Annotated in this window: 18 protein-coding genes and 1 pseudogene; 6 read left to right on the plus strand and 13 right to left on the minus strand. The window is 52.0% G+C overall.

Going from position 1 to position 20,804, the window contains the following annotated elements:
- A pseudogene (locus HMPREF1144_RS30995) lies at positions 1-478 on the plus strand (IS1 family transposase); the annotation flags it as partial.
- Here HMPREF1144_RS30995 and HMPREF1144_RS04190 read toward each other — a convergent pair.
- The 12 genes from HMPREF1144_RS04190 to HMPREF1144_RS04245 form a co-directional block, all read right to left on the minus strand.
- Complete coding sequence (locus HMPREF1144_RS04190; protein WP_009651951.1) at positions 413-1,912, minus strand: anion permease; 1,500 nt, start codon at positions 1,910-1,912, stop codon at positions 413-415. The pseudogene HMPREF1144_RS30995 and the gene HMPREF1144_RS04190 sit on opposite strands and share 66 nt — an antisense overlap.
- A gap of 108 nt (positions 1,913-2,020) precedes the next feature.
- A complete protein-coding gene (gene acnB, locus HMPREF1144_RS04195; protein WP_009651938.1) occupies positions 2,021-4,621 on the minus strand; it encodes a bifunctional aconitate hydratase 2/2-methylisocitrate dehydratase in 2,601 nt (866 codons plus the stop codon).
- A 68-nt stretch (positions 4,622-4,689) separates the two neighbouring features.
- The gene (locus tag HMPREF1144_RS04200; protein ID WP_009651946.1) at positions 4,690-5,256 is read right to left on the minus strand and encodes an RBBP9/YdeN family alpha/beta hydrolase; all 567 of its coding nucleotides are present in this window, start codon (positions 5,254-5,256) and stop codon (positions 4,690-4,692) included.
- Positions 5,257-5,288: 32 nt separating this feature from the next.
- Positions 5,289-6,161, minus strand: a complete 873-nt coding sequence (gene citG, locus HMPREF1144_RS04205) for a triphosphoribosyl-dephospho-CoA synthase CitG (RefSeq protein ID WP_009651923.1) — start codon at positions 6,159-6,161, stop codon at positions 5,289-5,291.
- Positions 6,136-6,684 (minus strand): citrate lyase holo-[acyl-carrier protein] synthase, encoded by a 549-nt coding sequence (gene citX / locus HMPREF1144_RS04210; protein ID WP_004849632.1) that lies wholly within the window; start codon positions 6,682-6,684, stop codon positions 6,136-6,138. Before citX ends, citG begins: the two co-directional genes overlap by 26 nt.
- Positions 6,681-8,201, minus strand: coding sequence for a citrate lyase subunit alpha (gene citF, locus HMPREF1144_RS04215; RefSeq protein ID WP_009651936.1), 1,521 nt, complete (start codon positions 8,199-8,201; stop codon positions 6,681-6,683). Before citF ends, citX begins: the two co-directional genes overlap by 4 nt.
- A 33-nt stretch (positions 8,202-8,234) precedes the next feature.
- Positions 8,235-9,110, minus strand: a complete 876-nt coding sequence (gene citE / locus HMPREF1144_RS04220) for a citrate (pro-3S)-lyase subunit beta (RefSeq protein WP_014228729.1) — start codon at positions 9,108-9,110, stop codon at positions 8,235-8,237.
- Complete coding sequence (citD, locus tag HMPREF1144_RS04225) at positions 9,110-9,400, minus strand: citrate lyase acyl carrier protein (RefSeq protein ID WP_004849626.1); 291 nt, start codon at positions 9,398-9,400, stop codon at positions 9,110-9,112. The genes citE and citD overlap by 1 nt, the downstream gene beginning before the upstream one ends.
- Positions 9,401-9,424: 24 nt before the next feature.
- The gene (citC, locus tag HMPREF1144_RS04230; RefSeq protein WP_009651932.1) at positions 9,425-10,498 is read right to left on the minus strand and encodes a [citrate (pro-3S)-lyase] ligase; all 1,074 of its coding nucleotides are present in this window, start codon (positions 10,496-10,498) and stop codon (positions 9,425-9,427) included.
- Between the two features lie 21 nt (positions 10,499-10,519).
- On the minus strand, positions 10,520-11,422 hold the full coding sequence (locus tag HMPREF1144_RS04235; RefSeq protein WP_004849623.1) for a fumarylacetoacetate hydrolase family protein: 903 nt from the start codon (positions 11,420-11,422) through the stop codon (positions 10,520-10,522).
- Between the two features lie 79 nt (positions 11,423-11,501).
- Entirely contained in the window at positions 11,502-12,740 is a 1,239-nt protein-coding gene (locus HMPREF1144_RS04240) for an MFS transporter (protein WP_004849622.1), read from the minus strand.
- 94 nt (positions 12,741-12,834) lie between these two features.
- On the minus strand, positions 12,835-13,923 hold the full coding sequence (locus tag HMPREF1144_RS04245; protein ID WP_004849620.1) for a 4-oxalomesaconate tautomerase: 1,089 nt from the start codon (positions 13,921-13,923) through the stop codon (positions 12,835-12,837).
- Positions 13,924-14,081: 158 nt separating this feature from the next.
- On the opposite strand from HMPREF1144_RS04245, the gene HMPREF1144_RS04250 reads away from it, so the two are divergent.
- Positions 14,082-15,008 (plus strand): LysR family transcriptional regulator, encoded by a 927-nt coding sequence (locus HMPREF1144_RS04250; protein ID WP_004131117.1) that lies wholly within the window; start codon positions 14,082-14,084, stop codon positions 15,006-15,008.
- A gap of 638 nt (positions 15,009-15,646) precedes the next feature.
- Positions 15,647-16,225, plus strand: a complete 579-nt coding sequence (locus HMPREF1144_RS04255) for a TetR/AcrR family transcriptional regulator (protein WP_004849617.1) — start codon at positions 15,647-15,649, stop codon at positions 16,223-16,225.
- Here HMPREF1144_RS04255 and HMPREF1144_RS04260 read toward each other — a convergent pair.
- Positions 16,205-17,296, minus strand: coding sequence for an iron-containing redox enzyme family protein (locus HMPREF1144_RS04260; RefSeq protein ID WP_042927004.1), 1,092 nt, complete (start codon positions 17,294-17,296; stop codon positions 16,205-16,207). The two genes, HMPREF1144_RS04255 and HMPREF1144_RS04260, sit on opposite strands and share 21 nt — an antisense overlap.
- Positions 17,297-17,507: 211 nt before the next feature.
- On the opposite strand from HMPREF1144_RS04260, the gene HMPREF1144_RS04265 reads away from it, so the two are divergent.
- Genes HMPREF1144_RS04265 through HMPREF1144_RS04275 form a run of 3 tightly spaced genes read left to right on the plus strand, consistent with a single transcriptional unit; the run spans position 17,508 to position 20,796 of the window.
- Complete coding sequence (locus tag HMPREF1144_RS04265) at positions 17,508-18,410, plus strand: DMT family transporter (RefSeq protein ID WP_004849613.1); 903 nt, start codon at positions 17,508-17,510, stop codon at positions 18,408-18,410.
- A 44-nt stretch (positions 18,411-18,454) separates the two neighbouring features.
- The gene (locus HMPREF1144_RS04270) at positions 18,455-19,594 is read left to right on the plus strand and encodes an MFS transporter (protein WP_009651925.1); all 1,140 of its coding nucleotides are present in this window, start codon (positions 18,455-18,457) and stop codon (positions 19,592-19,594) included.
- Complete coding sequence (locus tag HMPREF1144_RS04275; protein WP_009651927.1) at positions 19,567-20,796, plus strand: aminotransferase class I/II-fold pyridoxal phosphate-dependent enzyme; 1,230 nt, start codon at positions 19,567-19,569, stop codon at positions 20,794-20,796. Before HMPREF1144_RS04270 ends, HMPREF1144_RS04275 begins: the two co-directional genes overlap by 28 nt.
- The last annotated feature ends 8 nt before the right edge of the window (positions 20,797-20,804 follow it).

Consider the following 20,804-nt stretch of genomic DNA (forward strand, 5'->3'; position numbering starts at 1 on the left):
GCGTTGGCCTCAACACGATTTTACGTCACTTAAAAAACTCAGACCGCAGTCGGTAACCTCACGCATACAACCGGGCAGTGACGTCATTGTTTGCGCGGAAATGGACGAACAGTGGGGTTATGTCGGCGCTAAATCACGCCAGCGCTGGTTGTTTTACGCGTATGACAGGATACGGAGGACGGTTGTGGCGCACGTATTCGGTGAACGCACGTTGTCCACGCTGGAGCGTCTTCTGGGCCTGCTGTCGGCCTTTGAGGTCGTGGTATGGATGACGGATGGCTGGCCGCTTTATGAATCACGCCTGAAGGGAGAACTGCACGTTATCAGCAAGCGATATACGCAGCGCATTGAGCGGCATAACCTGAATCTGAGGCAACATCTGGCAAGGCTGGGCAGGAAGTCACTGTCGTTCTCAAAATCGGTGGAGCTGCATGACAAAGTCATCGGGCATTATCTGAACATAAAACACTATCAGTAAGTTGGAGTCATTACCCTGAATCAAAAAGCCCCACCACGGAATGCCGACAACCATATGCAGCAGAAACGTTAATAAAGCGATTATGGTCCCGGTTAACCACCAGGATTTAATATCGTTATAACCGGCGGCAAAGATAATCGGCCCGGCGGCACCGCCATAGTGCGTGATACAGCCCCCGTAAGAGTTAGAAAACAGGATCGCGAGCGCCAGCAGCGCAGGCGTCGTTCCGGTAACCAGTCCAACGGTGGCGAAGACGGGAACCATAGCCGCGACGTATGCACCGCCGGAGGCGAATAAATAGCGCACGACGATGCTTAAAAAAACAATAATCACAATGGTCGTGTTACCGGCGCCGAGGAAATCCAGATGCTCGGACATAAAGGCGGCAAGCCATTTAAAAAATCCCTCTTTGCTTAAGGTCGCACTCAGTCCAATAATGCCGCCGTACCAGATTAACGTATTCCAGCCGCCCTTATTTTGCAGCACATCATTCCAGCAAATGACATTCGCGAGCAAAGCGCCAGCCATGGCAATCACCGCAACGGAGGATTCATTCAGCCCCAGATAATGAGAAAATATCCAGCCGGAGAGTGCGGAGATAAAGACCACGATCAGCCCTTTCTCTTTCGAACTGATGGGCCCCAGGTCGTTCAGGCCCGCAGTGGCTATTTTTACATTGTCTATTTCTTTTAATTGCGGGCGCACTATTTTGTAGGTGATATAAGGAATGACGGCTAACATCAATAGCCCAAGCGGTACCCCCGCCAGAGCCCATCCCACCCAGCTGATGCGGATATGAAAAATATCGGAAATTAACTGTAACGCTAAGGCATTTCCGGCAAACGCGGTCAAAAACATATAGCTGGTGGTCTTAGTCACCATATACACATTCACCATCAGGTAACGTCCGGCCTGACGCGGACTCTCTTTTGGCGTTGAACCTAACACCAGGGCAATGCTATTGATAATCGGGAATACGACGCCGCCGGCGCGCGCAGTGTTAGAGGGCGTCGCCGGTGACAACATTAGATCCAACAGCGCCGTGACGTACCCCAGCCGCAGGGTTGTCCCACCAAATTTTAAAATAAACCAGTACGCCAGACGTTTCCCCAAGCCGGTGGTGACAAAAGCGGCGCTCAAAGTAAACGCGCTAAATACCAGCCATGTCGTTCCCGAGGAAAAACCGCTCAGTACATCCATTGACCTGACCGGGGAGTCATCAAATCGTGCCACCGTTAAGCACGACAAGCCTACCGCCGACAGCATGATAACCGGCTCAGGATAAGGCTTACTCACCAGCCCTATAATGGACGCCAGGTAGATACCTGCCAGTATCCAGGCTTCTTTCGTTAATCCCTCGGGGGGTGGAATTATTATAGCTAATATAATAATAAAAATAAGTACCGCTATTTTTATTAGCTTTGACTTCAACATGCTTCACCTCGGCTACAATCCGTGTCGTTAAAAGCAGAAGCCTCATTCTTCTGAAGCTTCCGCTGAACAAGTGAGCTATTCACCGTTATTGTTTAATGCAGTAAAGAATTAGCCAGAGAATGTTTTAATAATATTTTTTTCATCATTCGTTGACTGATACTCTGGCAGCCGATCGAAGTTCAGGTAACGATAAATGTCGTCCCTTGCTGCTTTGATTTTGTCCATGTGCCAGAAATATTGTTCAACGGTCGGCATTTTCCCTATCATCGCCGCCACGGCGCTCAGCTCCGCCGATGCTAAAAAAACGTTCGCATCGGTGCCAAGACGATTCGGGAAGTTACGAGTCGATGTTGAAACAACGGAACTGCCCTGACGTACCCGCGCCTGGTTCCCCATACACAGCGAACATCCGGCAGGTTCGATTCTGGCGCCCGTTTTTATGAACTGATTAAAGTACCCTTCACTGGCAAGCTGACGCGCATCCATTTTCGTCGGCGGAGCCAGCCACAGCCGTGCGGGTATCTCGCGGGCGTCGGCAATAATTTTACCGGCGGCGCGGAAATGGCCAATATTCGTCATGCAGGAGCCAATAAAGACCTCATCTATCGGCGTACGCGCGACTTCCGACAGCAGCCGGGCGTCATCCGGATCGTTAGGCGCACAGACGATAGGTTCGGTAATTTCCGTGAGATCGATCTCAATCACCGCGGCATATTCAGCGTTCTCATCGGCCACCAGCAGCGACGGATTCGCCAGCCACGCCTCAATTTCCGCAATTCGCCGCGCCAGCGTGGCGGCATTTTCATAACCCTGATTAATCATCCAGCGTAGCAATGTCGCATTGGAGCGCAGATATTCCGCCACGTTCTCTTCTTCCAGATGCAGCACGCACGCCGCTGCGGAGCGTTCGGCCGAGGCGTCGGCCAGTTCAAAGGCCTGCTCCGCTTTCAGCATCCCGAGTCCTTCGATTTCCAGGATTCGACCGGAGAAAATATTGATCTTATTTTTTTTCTCCACCGTCAGTAATCCCTGCTTGCGGGCATAGAGCGGAATGGCGTGAACCAGATCGCGCAGGGTTATCCCCGGCTGCATCTCTCCCGTAAAACGGACCAGTACGGACTCCGGCATATCCAGCGGCATAATGCCCGTTGCCGCAGCAAAGGCCACCAGCCCGGAGCCGCCGGGGAAAGAGATGCCAAGCGGGAAACGGGTGTGCGAATCCGCCCCGGTCCCCACGGTATCAGGAATCAGCATACGGTTAAGCCAGGAGTGGATAATGCCATCACCTGGCTTCAGCGCCACGCCGTTCCGGCGGCTGATAAACTCGGGCAGCGTTTCATGCAGCTTCACATCAACCGGCTTGGGATAGGCCGAGGTATGGCAGAAAGACTGCATAACCAAATCAGCGGAGAAACTCAGGCAGGCCAGATCGGTAAGCTCATCGCGCGTCATTCCTCCGGTGGTATCCTGCGAACCGACGGTGGTGATTTGCGGCTCGCAGTACTGTCCTGGTCGGATCCCGGCAACGCCGCAGGCTCTCCCCACTATTTTCTGCGCCAGCGTAAAGCCGGCGGCGGAGGGTGCCGGCGCTTTCGGCCGGCGGAAAACGTCGGAGGGCGCAAGGTTCAGCGATTGCCGCGCTCTGGCCGTCAGGCTGCGGCCAATAATCAGCGGAATGCGCCCTCCGGCGCGCACTTCATCCAGCAGAACGTCCGTTTTCAGGGAAAATGAGGTGACAGGACGCTGGCTGTGGGCTTCGCAAATTTCCCCGCGATACGGATAGAGATCAATCAGCATTCCCGTGGATAGCGCGGAAACATCCATTTCAAGGGGCAGCGCGCCGGAATCTTCCAGGGTATTAAAAAAGATGGGCGCAATATTGCCGCCAAAAACAAAGCCGCCGCTTCGTTTATTCGGCACCCATGGAATATCGTTGCCGAGGTGCCATAAAATAGAGTTAGTGGCCGATTTTCGCGAAGAGCCGGTACCGACCACATCGCCGACGTAGACCAGCGGGTAGCCCTCTTTCTTTAACTGCTCTAGCTGCCGTATCGGCCCGCGGCTTCCCGGCTCATCCGGGCTGACGCCGTCGCGCGGATGACACAGCATGGACAAGGCATGCAAAGGAATATCCGGACGTGACCATGCCTCGGGCGCAGGCGACAAATCATCAGTATTGGTTTCCCCCGTCACTTTAAATACTTTCAGCGTGATCTTCTCCGGCAGCGCCGGGCGACGTAAAAACCATTCGGCGTCGGCCCATGACTGAAGCACTTTTTGCGCCCAGGCATTTCCTTGTTTCGCCTTTTCTTCCACATCCTTAAATTTTTCAAAAATAAGCAGCGTGGCGCTTAATTGTTCGGCAGCGCTGCTGGCCCAGCGGGGATCGTCCAGTAAGTGAATGAGCGGTTGAACATTATAACCGCCCTGCATGGTGCCCAGCAGTTCAATAGCCTGCTGAGGCGCAATAATACTCGCCGGGCTTTCTTCTTTAATCTGCTGATAAAGAAAATCGGCCTTAATTTTCGCCGCCGGATCGACGCCCGGCGGCACGCGATGCGCTAACAGCTCAACAAGGGCATTTTTATCTTCGCAGGTCTTGCTGGTCAGTAATGTAATTAGTTCTTGTGTTTGCTCAGCGGTTAACGGCTTCGGTGGAATATTTTTTTCAGCACGTTCGTCCACATGCTTATTATAAGCTTCTAACATATGCTCTCCGTTTCAGATGTTATTTATCTGAAGGTTGTTTATGTAATCGCGATATTCGGTTGGTAAAATTAACTTTTAATAAATTGCGGTAGCCCTTCACAAAATTCTGCTAACTGCTCCAGACCATAATTCCAGTCGCCGAATCCGGACTCAGCATTAATATGCCCGGCGTCACCCAGATCGATTAACCGCCCTCCCCAGCATTGCGCCCAGTACTGCGCTCGCTTAAAGGTCATTAACGGATCGTTTCGGCTGGCAAACAAGAGACTGGGCACCCGCAGCCTCTCGGGAAGTACCGCCTCGTCCAGTTCGAAGAGCGATGGCTCCGCAGGCGCAACCATGACGATACCCGCGATGTTCACCTTTTGCGTCTGAACCAGGCGACATGCGGCGAGTGCCCCAAAGCTGTGGCCGACCAGCACAGCCGGCCGCTGACAGGTAGCCAGCTCCCGACGGATAGCGGATACCCAGGCATCGATATCCGGCTCCAGCCAGTTCCGCTGGCTTATCCGCTTCCAAAAAGGAAAACGACGACTCCAACAGCTTTGCCAGTGATGCTCATCGCTGTCTCGCAGGCCCGGCACCAGAATAATCGTCAACTTCTCGCTGAGCTGTTCCAGACGTTGGATAGTCATAAAGCCTTCCTCTCCACGTTCAGTAACGCCCGTCAGGCCGGGTAATGGGAAAGTACCCAGCCAACGGCAAGGAGATCCGCGCTGCCGCCAGGGCTAATATTTCTGTCAATCAACGCCTTATCCATGTGTCTCAGCGCTTTTCTGAGCTTTTCACCCGCCAGGTGTTCTATCTTCAGAACGCGTTGCGCATAGCGCTGCACATACTGCAGGCCGCTCAGCCCGCCCCGGGACACCACATTGGTATCGGGGTTGAAGGCCATCAGGGCCAGCAGCATCCTGAGCAGCGCATCCTGCTCAGATAACCCCTCCCGCCGCGCTTTCTGCCACTGGGGCAGCCCGAACTGCCTGACGGTATAAAAGCCGTTCTCAGCCTCACCCCGCGCGCCGCTAAGCCCAAAGCGCTGAAAAATATGCTCGCCTTTGGTTTTGGCGAGGCCCTTTCTTTTCAGTTCCTGGCTAACCAGGCCCGCGCACATCGCGCGGGTTTCCTCGCACAGATTGCGCTGTCTAAGCATCTGATTGCGCTTAACAAGGCGCCCAGCGGCGGCGCACAGCAGGCCGAGGGAAAAAATGCCGCCTTTGTGGGTGTTTACTCCCCCCGTGGCGTTAAACATCGCCTGTTCGCAGGCCAGTCCTGTGGGCCTTATCGCCAATAGCGTCTGCGGGGCAGGCAAATCAGCCGTCGCCTTTCCCTGCGCAAAAAAGCGCGGAAACCAGGGCGAGACGGCGCGAATACTGGCCATAAACAGCGCGATATTCATATCACGATGCGCACCATTGTTCGCGCCATCAACCAGCCCGGGCTTTGGCGTTAATCTCACTTCCCGATACATCGCCTCGGCAGCCAGCCAGGCGATGCTTTCCCGTTGCTCAGCCCGTTCAGCGTTGACCGCGAAAATAGTCATAGGCTAAATCCTCAATCACTTGCGCAAGTTCATTCTGAGAATGGCGGCGCATACGGGAACAGACGTGGGCAGCCTCATTGCAAATGAAGCATTTGCGCATCGGCTGTCGGATCGCGCTGCGCTTAATTAATCCGGATGTGGGACAAAAAACATCGATATCCCACAGACGCCCGAGAGGATGATGATCTTCAAGATGCGCCGTCACGTGCTTGATCATCCAGGCTGGCGCCGCTACGGACCAGAACGCTTCGGGCCCGGTGGGCTGAAAACGAACGTCGTGTCTGGAAACGCCCCAGCGATGTTTCCGCAGCAGCTGGCTGAACGCGTCCGTCGCCTCCGCCATAACCTGCCGGGCAAGCGGCGTATCTTTTACCTCTCCGGGCCAGACGAGCGTGGTGGATACCATCGGTTGTTCGAAGCGGTGCAGCCACGCCTGTTGTACACTCGCGCGCGCTTCTCTGGCTTTGAGGACTTCCTCAAGGGTGAGAGGGGCGCAGGAAGCGTTTGTTGTTTCGCCGATCATTCTTTCACCTGCCTTACCACGTCAATGACGCTGCCATCGCGATAACGCACGACGCCGACAATGCGCGAGGTAAACTCAATAGGTTTGGGCTCGCCAGAAATCACCAGCGATGTCTGATAAAGCGCTTCGATATCAACGACCGGCAAACCGGCCGCAATCAGCCTCTCTTTGACTTCCGGACGGGCAGGATTTACAGCAATGCCGTGGTCGGTGACGAGCACGTCAATGCTCTCTCCCGGCGTTACGCGGGTCGTGACGTGCCTGACGACGGTGGGAATGCGGCTGCGGATCAGGGGCGCGACCACGATAGTTAAATTTGCCGCCGCCGCGACATCGCAATGTCCGCCCGATGCCCCGCGCATCACGCCGTCGGAGCCGGTCAGAACGTTGACGTTAAAATCCGTATCAATTTCCAGCGCGCTTAAGATAACGATATCCACGCGGTCGCAGCAGGCGGCTTTCGCCGCCGGATTGGCGTAAACGCTGGTCGAGATTTCAACGTGGTGCGGATTTTTCGCCAGCGACTCCCCCGCTGCGCCATCAAAACTTTGTGTATCCAGCAGCTTAGTAATCAGCCCCTTTTCATGCAGATCGACAATGCTGCCGGTAATGCCGCCTAAGGCAAAGCTGGCGACAATATTGTGTTTCCTCATGCGGGATTCCAGGAATCGCGTACAGGCGGTGGACGCCGCGCCCGATCCCGTTTGCAGAGAAAAACCATCGCGAAAATAACCGGAATGCTCAATGACGTCCGCAGCAGACCGCGCGATCATCAGCTCTCGCGGATTGCTGGTCACGCGCGCGGCGCCAACGCTGATTTTCGCCGGGTCGCCTACGCTGTCGATTTTGACAATATAATCAACCTGATCCTGAATAATGCTGGCCGGCATATACGGAAACGGCTCAATGCTTTCCGTCAGCAAGACCACCTTGCGGGCATATTTTGCATCGACCATCGCGTAGCCAAGCGAGCCGCATCGGGATTTGCCGCCGCTGCCGCTGGCATTGCCATATTCGTCGCAGCAGGAGACCGCCAGGAACGCGACATCAATATTAATTTCACCCTTTTCAATCAGATTGACCCTGCCGCCGTGCGAGTGGATCTGTACCGGCTCCTCCATCAGGCCGTGTGAAATCGCATCCGCTAATTCACCGCGCATCCCGGAGGTATAGATTTTGCTAATAACGCCGTGTTTAATATGCTCGATCAGCGGCGTGTTGCAGGTCATCAGGGAACTTGACGCCAGCGTCAGCCCTCGCAGGCCTTTTTCCGCCAGCCTGGCCATAACGTAGTTAATCACTTTATCACCCTCGCGGAAGGCGTGATGAAATGAAACGGTCATCCCATCGCGTAAATCGCAGCGTGATAAAACCTCATCCAGCGTATCGAAAAGTTTGCGCTGATATTTTTGCCGGATATCCGCAAGATAGGGCGTATGGGTATTTGCGCCGGAAAATACCTCATATTGATGCTGGGCGCCGGATATATTATGAAGAGCTTCGGTTAATTGGTTCATAGTTAAATCCTGTTGCTGGTGACTGAATGGAGATTATTGCCGGATGCCGGAGGCATTTTTACGTTCAATAACCACCCGGGCATGGTTGATGATCGGCGCGTCAATCATTTTGCCGTTCAGTGAAATCACCCCAAGTCCGCTACGCTCCCCTTCTTCGGCCGCGGCAATAACACGCTCGGCGTAATCAACCTCTTCCTGAGTGGGGGCATAGGCATTATGTAAGATCTCAATCTGCCGCGGATTAATAAGCGACTTACCGTTAAAGCCCATACGCTTAATCAAATCCACTTCTTTCAAAAAGCCGGCCTCGTCATTAATATCGGCATAGACCACGTCAAACGCATCAATGCCTGCCCCGCGGGCCGCATGTAATACCGCGCAGCGCGCGTAAAACAGCTCGGTACCGTCGCCGCGTTCCGTTTGCATATCCATGACGTAATCAAACGCCGCCAGCGCAATCCCCATCAGGCGTTGAGAGGACCTGGCAATAGCGACGGCATTAATGACGCCCACCGCCGATTCAATCGCCGCCATCAGCTGCGTAGAGCCCACCGGGCGGCCGCAGCTCTCTTCAATACGCACAATTTCACGCTCAAGCTGATAAATATCTTCCGGCGTATCGGTTTTGGGTAAACGGATCACATCGACGCCGGCGCGCACCGCCGCTTCGAGGTCTTTTAAGCCAAACGGCGTATTCAGCGGATTAATCCTGACAACGGTTTCAATATCTTTATACATAGGATGCTGTAGCGCATGGAACACCAGCAACCGCGCGCTGTCTTTCTCTTTCAACGAGACCGCATCTTCCAGGTCAAACATGATTGAATCGGGTTTATAAATAAAGGCGGTTGAAAGCATAGCGGCGCTTGAACCCGGTAAAAAAAGCATGCTACGACGTAATTTTTTCATCATAATTTTTCCCACGCAATTTCGTTGCTGGCCGTTCCCCGTAAAATCGCCGCCTGCATTCTGGCGCGGATAACGCAGTCCAGCGCGCCCTTATCCTCCACAATAATTTGCCCCTGCGTAACGTTTAATGCGGAAAGTGTTTCATTGACCACTGCCGTAATCTGTTCACCAAATTGTTTGTACACTTCGCTGTTGATAGTAATATCGAGCCCATCATCGTAGGGGCTGACTTTGACAACCAGGTCACTGGATTCCAGCGTCCCGGCGATTGCCGCATGTAATATTTTCATATAAATATCCTGAACAATGATTTATTAAGCATCAACCATATTCAAATCGGGCTGCTTAGATTGATTCGCTGATAACCATTTATATAAATAAGGCATCGTAGTCGCAGGCACCATACTTTCAACGGCATGCATATCTTCGTGACTTAACAATTTTCTGACCGCAGAGGCGGAGATGGGAAGATTATTCATATCGGTCATCCGCTGAATCTCATTCACCTTGATACTGGCGGCAGGTATTGTCATCTCATCCTCCAGCCAGTGATGCATTGCGTCATTATATTGCGCGGTCACCTTACAGAAAGGTTCAGTACCCACAAAACGCTGATTAATATTTAAAGCCGGAGCAATGTAACGGCGGAACATAAGCAAATCTATTGCGGCATACACCTCATTAATAATTTGTTTTTCTTTGAGAAAGTAACCGGGGAATGTTCCTCGAGAAATAATATATTTTGAGCCAGGATGGACCGTAATATTAGGCAGATGCCGTGACCCCTCCTGAACCATGGCAAACCGTTGCCGGAAGGAAAACGTGGACAGATCTTCCTCAACGACAAAGACATGCAGCCAGTCGCACGCTTTCGCCGCCTGCTCAATCAGATACTGGTGCCCTAACGTAAAGGGATTTGCATTCATCACAATCCCGCCGATATTTCCGGCCGTCACCAAATGCTGGCCCCGCAGTTGGCGGCAGTAGCGATGGATGCCAACCGGCGAATTCTCCATCAGCGTCGCCCTGTTATCGAGGGTGACCAAAGGATAAAATCCGCATCCCTGGAACGACCGCACATTATCCGGACACGTCAGGAGAAAAAGCTGATGTTCGCCGTTCTGAACAGCCTGCAACTCCGCTTCATGAATGATTTTCAGGCCTAACGCTGTCCCGCGCCACTCTCTGGCAACCGCAATGCATTTTAACGTATTCCCCGCAAGCCCGGCGCAGGCAACCAGCTGCCGCCGGCAGCGCGCGACAACAAATTGCTCAATGTCGCCGTCGATGCCTAATCCATTGTTCTTCAGAAAGAGAATTATTTCGTCTCTGAAGGTACCGTTGCTAGTTTCCACTTTCTCGAATTCTAGCGTTTGGTCGGTGTACATCTTGTTTCTCCTGCCCATACCTTAATGAGCGTCAAATAATCTTGTCTGAGCCCGCGGAGACGACGACATCTGCAATTCGTGCTGCGGTTTTGATTCGACAATCGTATTCATGAGATGCCCAATATTTTCTATTACCACCTCGACCCGATCGCCTTCGTGCATAAAGAGTGGGGGCGTTCTTTTTTTGCCGACGCCGCCAGGGGAGCCGGTAATAATGACATCGCCGGCGCTGAGCGCCGTAAAAGTACTGATATAGCTAATCAGATCGGCAACTTTATGGATCATACTGCTCGTCGAATCATTCTGAACCATGATGCCGTTCAAATAGGTTTGAATAGACAAACGATGGGGATCGGGTATTTCATCAACAGTTGTCAGGCAGGGACCAAACGCGCCGGTCTGCCGCCAGTTTTTCCCGGCGGTAAACCAGGCATGCTGCCAGTCGCGCACCGATCCATCCATATAGCAGCTATAGCCTGCAACATGGCTCAGGGCAGCGTCAGTATCGATATTCATACCTGGTTTGCCAATAATAACGGCCAGCTCACCTTCATAATCAAATTCATTGGATAGCGCGGGTTTTAATATCGGTGTTGCATGACCGGTTTGCGAGTCAGGAAAACGAATAAAGAGGGTCGGCGCATCGCTGGTTTCAGAAAACTCTTTTCTTTTTTCCGCATAGTTCATACCGACGCAGAAAATTTTCCCTGGATTTTCAATGACCGGTAAAAAAGTAATATCAGCCATCGCGACATCGACCGGATAATTAACATATTGGCTGGCGACCTCAATAGCGCCCCACTGCAGTAAGTCCTTCAGCGTACGATATTGATGACCAATCTTGCCACCCAGGTCAATAATGCCTGTATCCGTCAATATTCCATAACTCTTACGACCATGATGAACATAGCTTGCTAATTTCATGATGACACCTTACTAACATTGAATTTCTTTCCTCACGCCACTGGAGATGACGTGAGTCATTCACTTCGCCACGAAGGGTTTAAGACTCAACCGGAACCATGGCTTTTGTTTCGCTGGAAGACAAATACGTTGCAACCACCGCACCCACGGCCAGTAGCGCAATAATGAATCCCGTCATCCCCTGCCAGCCCATAGAGTGGAAAACAAAGCCGTTCACGAAACCAATCACTGAGCCGCCCATGTAGTAGAAGAACAGATACAACGCGACGGCCTGGCCACGTGCATGCGTTGCATTTTTACTTACCCAGCTTAAGCCAATGGAGTGACAACCAAAGAAACAACCGGTAAAAATGACCGCGCCGATAATAAAGGTGACGACGTTAGACGTTAAAGTCAGCAGCATTCCCAGCGCCATCATCACAAACAGCGCGCGCAGGACTCTCATACTGCCGTATTTTGCGGAAAGACGTCCCGCCTGAGGGGCAGTGAAAAAGCTTAAGGCAAAGCTAAAGGAGAGCAGGCCCGCATTCGCCGGAGAAATATGAAAGGGTTCGCCTTTCAGGAAGAAAGCCAGGTAGTTATAGAGAGAGGTGAATACCCCAAAGATGATGAAGCTAATCACGAAGGCTAACGCCAGCTTTTTATTTTTAAAGTGAGATGCCGCGCCTTTCACCACGCGAAGAACGTTGAGGTTTTGCGTTGGCTTAAAGTTCTGAGACGCCGGGAGTAAAAAGTAAACCAGCAAAGCAACCAAAATCAGGCTGATCGCAAAACCATAGAAAATGGTATTTATTGAGATATGGTCGATCAGCTGGCTGGCCACAATACGCCCGGACATCCCTCCCATCGAGTTACCAAAGACGAAGTATCCGGTGACCACCCCCGCCACCACCGGCGCGACCTCCTCGCTGATATAGGCGGTTGCGGCAGCAGCGATACCGCTGAGCGCCAGGCCAATGACCGCACGCAGGGCCACCAGCATCGCCCATGATTCAACCAGAGGACAGAGCATCGTCAGCAGTCCGCCAAGTAGCAGCGAAACGATAATCAATTTTTTCCTGCCGTAATGATCGGACAGCGTCCCGGTGAATAATAATCCGATAGCCAGAAGCGCCGTTTCTGCGGAGAGAATGATACTCACCTGACTCACCGGCACATCATATTCGACGGCGAGAACGGGCAACAGAGGTTGAATAAAAAAGAGTGAGGCTAATTCTGCAAGGCCGGATAGCGCCAGGGCCAGGATGATCCGAATATAATTACTGACCTTGACGGGAGCAGAATTAAGCTGATTATCTTTCGTATGGGTTATAGCCATAAAATCCTCGACATTATTTTTTTAGGTACAGAGTTATGTAGCAACTACACGCGAGAGGACATCAGTATTGCACTGCATTAATGATATAAAATATTTATAATTCCTCCGCTAAAACATATTCCGGGACGCAAACCGTGCCTTCAAATAATTTACGGGAGGTTCTAATCACTGCGGCACGCGTTTTCTCAATATCATCTCCCTCTTTGAGTAAAGATACGGAAATTTTTCCGCTCGGATGTTCAATATTAATAATATTGGTATACGGCGTCCTCGGCTGGTCGGCCACAATATGATGGGCCACCGATCCTTCAATTATCGTGGCCGTGGATATGCCGATAGAGCCCGTAATAGCCAGTGATTTATGGCAGGTATGAGGCATAAAATAACGAACTCTGATGGTCCCGCCTGCGCCGGGCGCGCTCAGCAGAACCGGTTTAGGGATCACTTTATCGGCGACATCGCCCAGCCCCATTTTCGCACCTGCCTTGCGCCGGATCGTTTCCAGCTTATTCATAAACGCGCGATCGGCATCGAGGTCGGCCGGTGATTCGTCTCCCGTTTTTCCCATCCGCTCTGCCCTAATCAGCACCATCGGCATCGCCATATCAATGCAGGTGACTTCCACATCATCAATCACATCGACGACGTTACCGGTTGGCAGCAGCTTTCCCGTCTTGCATCCGGCGGAGTTAAGGAAAGTCAGGCCAATCGGCGCAGCGCAGCCGGGAACGCCATCAATGTGCGTATCGCCTTCATAGTTGACATAAAAATTCGGCGTTTGTACTTCCGCATCAACCAGTGTACCGGTATTCAGGTTACGGATTCGCACTGTCGTCACCGGACTTTGCGCCTTAACAAGGCCTTTTTCAATCGCGAAGGGCCCTACGGCACAGAGCATATTACCGCAGTTAGGCGTGGTATCGACGCGGCGCTCGTTGACCATCACCTGAACAAATAAATAGTCGACGTCAGCATCCGGACTGTCCGAGGGGCTAACAATCGCGACTTTACTGGTTTGGGGACTGCCGCCGCCAATACCATCAATTTCGAGTTCGTGACCCGCGCCCATTAAGCCCAGCAGCACAGCATCGCGTTCTTCAATTTTTGTCGGTAAATCACTGGCCAGAAGCACCGGGCCTTTCGAAGTACCACCACGCATCAGTACACAAGGAATCTTTAACATTATGTTTCTCGTTTCACACATTGATAAGAGCAATGTCAGGATTCCACAGACGAATACATAATTCTAATGCCAATAAAACCATCGATTAATACGTTTTGCGTATAAATAGCGGTTAGGTTAATGTGTTTGCACCGCGATAAAGTCTGGAGTGAAAACTCATGCTGCACGATCTTCAAGGTATACAAGCGTTTGTTAAAATTGCAGAAATTGGATGTTTCACAAGAGCGTCACATTTTCTTCACACATCCCAACCGGCGTTAACGCGGCGGATCAAAAAACTTGAAGAGCAGCTGGGAGCTACGCTATTTGAACGGACAACCAGAAACATTAAACTTACGGCTGTAGGCAGAGAGTTTTTACCTAAGGCAAAGAATTTAATAGATTTTTATGAAAGCTCGATCCTGAGTATTAAAGAAATGGCCACCCATCAAAGCGGCGTTGTCACTCTGTCCTGCCTCCCCACCGCGGCGTTCTATTTCCTCCCTTCGGTCATCAGGGACTATAACAATCACTACCCCAATATCCGTATCCGTATCCTCGAGCACAGCGCCAGCGATTGTCTTGAAGCCGTCTTAAACGGTGACGCAGATTTCGGCATAAACATGATAAACATCACACATCCCAATATCGATTTCTCGCCGCTGGTCAATGAACCTTTCGTATTAGCCTGCCGACGGGACCACGAGCTGGCGCAGAAATCGCTGATCTTGTGGGAAGACCTGGCCAACTTCAGGCTTATTGGCGTTAGACGTTCAAGCGGTAACCGCTCGCTGATCGATCAAGCGCTGGAGAATATGGACTGGAAGCCCAACTGGTTCTATGAAGTCAGGCATCTGTCGACGTCGCTGGGTATGGTAGAGGCAGGGCTTGGGGTGGCGGTGGTTCCCAGTCTGGCCATGCCGACCGATGAGCATCACATTCTTGTCAGCCGTCCGCTCGTTGAGCCGGTTATTCGCCGCACGCTCGGTCTCGTGCTGCGCAGAGAAACGGCGCTGAGCCCTGCAGCGGAAAAGTTCAGGGAGATGCTATTACAACTCTGGTCACAGGATACAAGCAGCCCGTGGATAGGGAAATTTACCCGCTAGACCCGCTTCTTCTGCGTTAAACTTATCGTGGACGACGCTTCTGTCGCCGGAACGCTCCCCGTTGCGCAGGCTCGCCGGCAGGCGCTTCGATCGCAACGAAAATCCGTTGACCCCATGTATCAGCGGCTGGTATCAGGACTATTTACAGCAGGCGGAGTTGCCGCCCGCCGACCATCGCCGGACGAAAAAAAACCCGCAGAGATAGCGCGGGTTGATTCAAATGCAAATCCATTGACTGTAGATAACATCACAATAACCAGGCGTTATTTTATGATATGCATCACAAAAACATCACCCCCTGTTCGGGGGGGATACTGACTTCTCCCCGGCCTCTCTTTATCCTCCCCGCGCGCAGCGTGGAGGGCTAAGGGCATAACGTGGCGGCCCAGCGCAGTCCTGATTCGCGCAGCGCAAAGATCGCCTGAGGGATTTTTGCTTTTTTTGAAGCCGGATGTAAGAATCGACAACAATTTTTATGAGTCAACGCGTTCACCGATGCCGCTCACCGCAGGGGCAGGGATATCGGCCATCGGAATGACATTGCTCATACGTCGTTGCAGCGTGCCGCCCGCCATATCAAATGAATGACTGCTCGCTACCAGAAACCCTCTGTATTACTTCATTCCACGGGAAACAGTATGAAGCCAAAACAAGCGGAAATTATCCGCCAGTCAATGTCTCTGTTTAACAAAGAGGGGTATCAGTCGCCGAGTATTGACCGGATATCGGAGAATGCGGGCATCTCCAAAATGACCTTCTACCGCTACTATGCGGATAAAGAGGCGCTCATTCTTGATATTTTACAGCAGAAAGAGAGTGAGTTTATGCAGGCGCTGCAGGAGATTACCGCCGATAAACCTTCGGGCCGCGAGAAGCTGTTTGCCGTCTTCGAATACTACAATAACTGGTTCACCTGTGAGGATTTCCACGGCTGCATGTTCACCCGCGCCCTGTTTGAATATGGAACCTCGTCTTCCGCTATCCGGGCGACATGCTCACGGTTTAAATCGCGCCTCTACCAGTTTTTCCGCGACATTCTTACCCTGCTGTTAAAACCGGAACCTGCGGAACGGGTGGCGATGATGATGCTCATGCTGATTGACGGCGCCATTGCCGCTCAGCAGGCGGAGTCCTCGGAATGCCGGGAGATCCCTCCCGGAATAACGGCCTGGAGCGCGGCAAAAGCGCTTATTTATTCAGAAGGCGGCACCCTCTGACTCGCGTTCAACAACGGTACGTAACGCCTCCAGCAGACAATCGTAGTAATCGCAGCAGGTCTGAAGACGCAGCGCTGCGCCCACGTAGACCTCCTCCAGCGCAGCCGGGTTTTTATTGCCGATCGGAACGATAACGTTATTCAGCCACCCATCGGCGTGACCGATATCAACCTCGATATGTTCCGCGTAATAATGCACGTCGCGATCCGTAAGGCCTATGCGACGGCACCCGGTAACGAGCTTCTGGTACTGCGGCGGGTCCAGCAGTTCCGTCATCGCCATCACGCCGAGCGATTTGTAGTAATGCTGACGGTTAACGCCGCCCAGCATGAACGCGTTATACCCGGCGAGCCCCTGCCAGTCATACAGATGGGCGAAATGGTTTTCAGGTAGCGCAATATCTCTGCGCTTCAGCAAATCCTTATACAGATTAACGTGCGTAAACTCCTGGCTGCCCTGGCCTATTTCATCCCAAAGATTCTGGGCAATCTCTGCACGCGTTTCTGGCAGAGAGCCGACCAGCCCCATCGCGACCAGATCGAAAAACAGCAGATTGAGCGCGCTATCGCTTTTGAAGAAATAGTCTATTTGCGTAGCAGAGGCGGAAGAGGAGAGGAAATCAAAGAGGGGATGGTGCGAAGCCGGGTGTTTCTGACATAAATGACGGAGTTCCTCAACGATATTCCCGGCGTCAAGCGCGGGTATCGGGAAACTGAAACGTTTTTTTTCCACCCGGAGCCATTCTGACTCGATGTAGCTTCTGATCCCGCAGAGTAATGGATGAAACTGGTTTTTTGCCGCCGCCGATAGCGGCTCCGCCAGCCACGCCTGGTAGAGTTTAAACAGCGCGCTGTGGGCACGTTTTTTCGCTTGCGGATCGTTGGCGGTAAAAGCCTTAGTACAGGTATTTTCGGTCAGGTACCAGGCTCTGTCCGCCAGTAGCGGATTGGCCGTCAGTTTTAGTGAAAGCGCGTTGCTGTGAAGAAGCTGGTCAATCATGTCATCCAGAGAGAGCCTGGCCATTGCGGAATGTTGTTCGTTCCCGGTGAAACCATTTTCTGTCTTACGCATTGATTTATCCCTGTTTAATGCATGGTATATATACGTTATCGTACAGATAAATATGCTGCAATAAGATTTTTTGCACACAGGAAACTAATTTTTAACCATATGATTTAAAATGAAAAAATAATAAAACCCTCAATAAGCATAAAATTTAATTGATATATTAAAAAAATAAAGTTACCATTTAGTACAGTTCGAAGCGATGCAAGGAATGAGCATGCCTTACCTGTTACTCACGTTGGCGGCCCTGTTTTGGGGAGGGAATTATGTCGTAGGGCATATTCTCGTTCAGGGCGCGGATCCGATTCTCATGACCGAAGCGAGATGGGCGTTGACCGCACTACTATTGGTATTGCTGTATCAGCGGCAAATCCGCGACAGTCGGCCGTTGTTCCGCCAGAATGGCGCAACGCTGCTGGTTCTAACGCTGTGTGGACAGGTGAGCTTTCCCTTAACCCTCTATATTGGTCTGCAGTCGACGTCTGCACTGAACGCAGCGATTTATATGTCTGCGACCCCCTGTATGGTGCTGATGATTAATCGCCTGATTTTCCATGACCGGGTATCGGCGCGGAACTGGTGGGGCGTGATCTTTAGTACCGCAGGCGTGCTGCTGCTCCTGCTGCATGGCAACCTGAGCAACGCAGAGGGGCTAAAAGGGTTTAGCCAGGGCGACCTGTGGGCAATGGGGTCGGCGCTAAGCTGGGCAGTATACTGCTCGCTGTTGCGTAACAAAGATCGTCGTATCCCCGCCAATGCTTTCGTCGCCGTCAGTTCGCTTCTTGGCGCCCTTATTCTGCTTCCGGTGGTGATTTTCTGGCTGTGGCTGCACCCCGCCACCTCATTCGCCGCCTACCACGATATCGCTTTCCTTACTGGACTGGCGTATCTGGTGATTTTCCCCTCGTGGCTGGCCTACCTGTTCTGGAATAAAGGCATCGCGGCTATTGGCGCGACTCGCGGTGAGATTTATACCCATATTATTCCGCTTTCCGGCGGCATATTAAGCATTGTGTTTTTACATACCCAGCCGCATCTCTATCATTTACTGAGCTCGCTATTAATTTTGACCGGAATCGCGATTTGCTCATTCGCTAAAAAATCAGCGGCGTATTCATAAATAATAATCTAACGTTTTAACCCATATTCACCGAAGAGTTTAATATGCTCAGGATATACTTATACCTTATTCTCGCCGCATCGGTTTCCGCGCTGGCGACAGATATGATCGTGCCCGCGCTGCCCCTATTACAAAAAGCGTTTACTACCGATTATTCGGCTATTCAGTTAACCATTAGTGGTTTTCTGGTGATATACGCGGCGAGCCAGTTATTATCAGGATTTCTTGGCGAAAAGTTAGGTAAATTACGCGTACTGACGGCCAGCTTTTTGCTTTTCCTCGCGGGCAGCCTCCTCTGTTTTATGTCCGATAGTTTAATGATGCTGTTGGCCGGCAGGGCATTACAGGCCCTGGGCGCCGGCGCCGGCCCGGTCCTGTCTAAAGCTATCGCTAAAGAGACGTTCTCCCCGCTAACGCTCAAGCGCGCGCTTTCCGATATTTCTTCCGCCAGCGCGGTAGTTCCTCTTATTGCGCCGCTGGCCGGCGCCGCACTCCTCGGCTATCTGAGCTGGAATTCGATATTCCTGGTTATGGCCCTGTTTAGCATCGTCACCCTTGTGCTCTCTCCGCGTCGCCTTGAGCAGCATGATGCGGTCGCGGCGCCCTCCTCTTCCGGATTTATCACCCCGGCATTTATTCAGGGTACGCTGCTGGTTTCGCTGATTCTGAGTTCGCTTTTTTGCTATATCTCGCTGTCGCCGGCCATTTTTATGCAGCAGCTTGGGCTGAGCACAATGCACTACTCGCTGCTCTTTTCTGCTTCCGTATTATTTTTTATTATTGGCAATCAGCTCTCAAAATTTGAGCGCATAAATAATCCCTGGATTTTGTTTATCCTGAATGCGCTGGCGGTTGTCCCATTTATTATCGGTAGTCACTCACTACTATTATGCATCTCCGGCTCGATGATTTTTAACCTCACTCTTGGCGCCTATTACCCGATCGCGAATTTTATCGCGCTGCAAATCAAAGGTAGCAAAACAGGTATTGCCGCGTCCGTCACCGGATTTATTCAAACGGTGAGCGCCGGCGCCATCAGCTATTTCGCCGTAAAACTAACGGATACCGGTATGGGGTTTGACAGAACCCTCGGTGCAAGCACGTTAACACTGGCAATTCTGTCTCTTCTGGTAGTCACGACAATGAAGGTAACGCAATGGAAAACTGGCAAAAAAGGAAAATAGACAGGTCGCTAAAATATCAGACCCGGGTATTCTCCGAACATATTAATGAACTGGTCGCGGTAAAAAGGGACGGCAAGGTCATTACCCTCGACGATGGCAGAAAAATGGTGGAATTTGTCTCATGCTCTTACCTTGGGCTAGAGACTCACCCGGCGCTGAAAAAAGCGGTTGTCGACGCCATTGAGCGTTTTGGCGTGCAGGTTTCTGTCGCCAGAACGCGGGTAAAAGTTGATCTGTTCCCGCAGCTGGAAGCACGACTGAACGACATCATGCATGGGGCTCATACTTTGACGTTTAACGCCGTGACCCCTTGCCATATCGCGGTGCTGCCGCTGCTGGCATCCGGGACGCTGCCGCATTTTACGTTCAGCAAAAAACCCTATTTTATTATGGAGAAGACCGCGCACGCGACGTTGCAGATCAACCGCGGGCTTTTACAGCAGTTTGGGGAAGTCGTCAGAATTGATTTTCAGGATAAGGCGCGGATTGAAGAGGCTTTTCGCTATGCGGCCAGCCAGGGATTAACGCCGATCTCGGTATCTGACAGCGTAGGCTCAATGGGCGGCGTCGCCCCCGTCGCGCATATTGTCCGCCTGGCGCATCAGTATGATGGCTACGCGTATATAGACGATGCGCACGGCACCTCTATCTACGGAGAGTACGGTTCCGGATACGTTATGTCTTGCCTCGGCCATCGGCTTGACGAGCGTATTATTATCGCTGGCTCGCTGTCTAAAGCCTTTGGCTCACACGGCGGATTTATCGCCTGTCGCGACGCTGAGACCATCAACTTTATTAAGACCTACGGCACAACCTACGCCTTTGGCGGACCGCCTTCATTGCCTGGAATTGCCGCCTGCGTAGCCGCCGCCGATCTCCACCTGGACGGCACCGTCGCAGCCCGCCAGGAGAAGCTTCAGAACGTCATTCGCTATTTTGACGAAGTGTTCGGCAAGATCGACATCGTTAACCGGGGTACGACGATGCCGATTCGGGGGATCCTGATTGGTAACGAAGATCTCGCCATCACGATGTGCAAAAAACTGCACGATCGCGGCTTCGCGACGACCGTGGCGATGTATCCGACCGTTGAAGAAGGGCACGCCATTCTGCGCTGCGCATTGTCGGCGCTCCACGAGAGCGGGCAAATCGACGACTTCCATAAAAACTTCAGAGAATCATTGGCTGAAGCCACGAAATAAATAGCTGC

The sequence above is a fragment of the Klebsiella sp. OBRC7 genome (assembly GCF_000293135.1).
Lineage (GTDB): Bacteria > Pseudomonadota > Gammaproteobacteria > Enterobacterales > Enterobacteriaceae > Klebsiella > Klebsiella michiganensis.

Bases quoted from the DNA above. Each gene is read 5' to 3' on its own strand.
- HMPREF1144_RS04190 (WP_009651951.1), bottom strand. From the start codon at position 1,912: ATGTTGAAGTCAAAGCTAATAAAAATAGCGGTACTTATTTTTATTATT.
- acnB (WP_009651938.1), bottom strand. From the start codon at position 4,621: ATGTTAGAAGCTTATAATAAGCATGTGGACGAACGTGCTGAAAAAAAT.
- HMPREF1144_RS04200 (WP_009651946.1), bottom strand. From the start codon at position 5,256: ATGACTATCCAACGTCTGGAACAGCTCAGCGAGAAGTTGACGATTATT.
- citG (WP_009651923.1), bottom strand. From the start codon at position 6,161: ATGACTATTTTCGCGGTCAACGCTGAACGGGCTGAGCAACGGGAAAGC.
- citX (WP_004849632.1), bottom strand. From the start codon at position 6,684: ATGATCGGCGAAACAACAAACGCTTCCTGCGCCCCTCTCACCCTTGAG.
- citF (WP_009651936.1), bottom strand. From the start codon at position 8,201: ATGAACCAATTAACCGAAGCTCTTCATAATATATCCGGCGCCCAGCAT.
- citE (WP_014228729.1), bottom strand. From the start codon at position 9,110: ATGAAAAAATTACGTCGTAGCATGCTTTTTTTACCGGGTTCAAGCGCC.
- citD (WP_004849626.1), bottom strand. From the start codon at position 9,400: ATGAAAATATTACATGCGGCAATCGCCGGGACGCTGGAATCCAGTGAC.
- citC (WP_009651932.1), bottom strand. From the start codon at position 10,498: ATGTACACCGACCAAACGCTAGAATTCGAGAAAGTGGAAACTAGCAAC.
- HMPREF1144_RS04235 (WP_004849623.1), bottom strand. From the start codon at position 11,422: ATGAAATTAGCAAGCTATGTTCATCATGGTCGTAAGAGTTATGGAATA.
- HMPREF1144_RS04240 (WP_004849622.1), bottom strand. From the start codon at position 12,740: ATGGCTATAACCCATACGAAAGATAATCAGCTTAATTCTGCTCCCGTC.
- HMPREF1144_RS04245 (WP_004849620.1), bottom strand. From the start codon at position 13,923: ATGTTAAAGATTCCTTGTGTACTGATGCGTGGTGGTACTTCGAAAGGC.
- HMPREF1144_RS04250 (WP_004131117.1), top strand. From the start codon at position 14,082: ATGCTGCACGATCTTCAAGGTATACAAGCGTTTGTTAAAATTGCAGAA.
- HMPREF1144_RS04255 (WP_004849617.1), top strand. From the start codon at position 15,647: ATGAAGCCAAAACAAGCGGAAATTATCCGCCAGTCAATGTCTCTGTTT.
- HMPREF1144_RS04260 (WP_042927004.1), bottom strand. From the start codon at position 17,296: ATGCGTAAGACAGAAAATGGTTTCACCGGGAACGAACAACATTCCGCA.
- HMPREF1144_RS04265 (WP_004849613.1), top strand. From the start codon at position 17,508: ATGCCTTACCTGTTACTCACGTTGGCGGCCCTGTTTTGGGGAGGGAAT.
- HMPREF1144_RS04270 (WP_009651925.1), top strand. From the start codon at position 18,455: ATGCTCAGGATATACTTATACCTTATTCTCGCCGCATCGGTTTCCGCG.
- HMPREF1144_RS04275 (WP_009651927.1), top strand. From the start codon at position 19,567: ATGGAAAACTGGCAAAAAAGGAAAATAGACAGGTCGCTAAAATATCAG.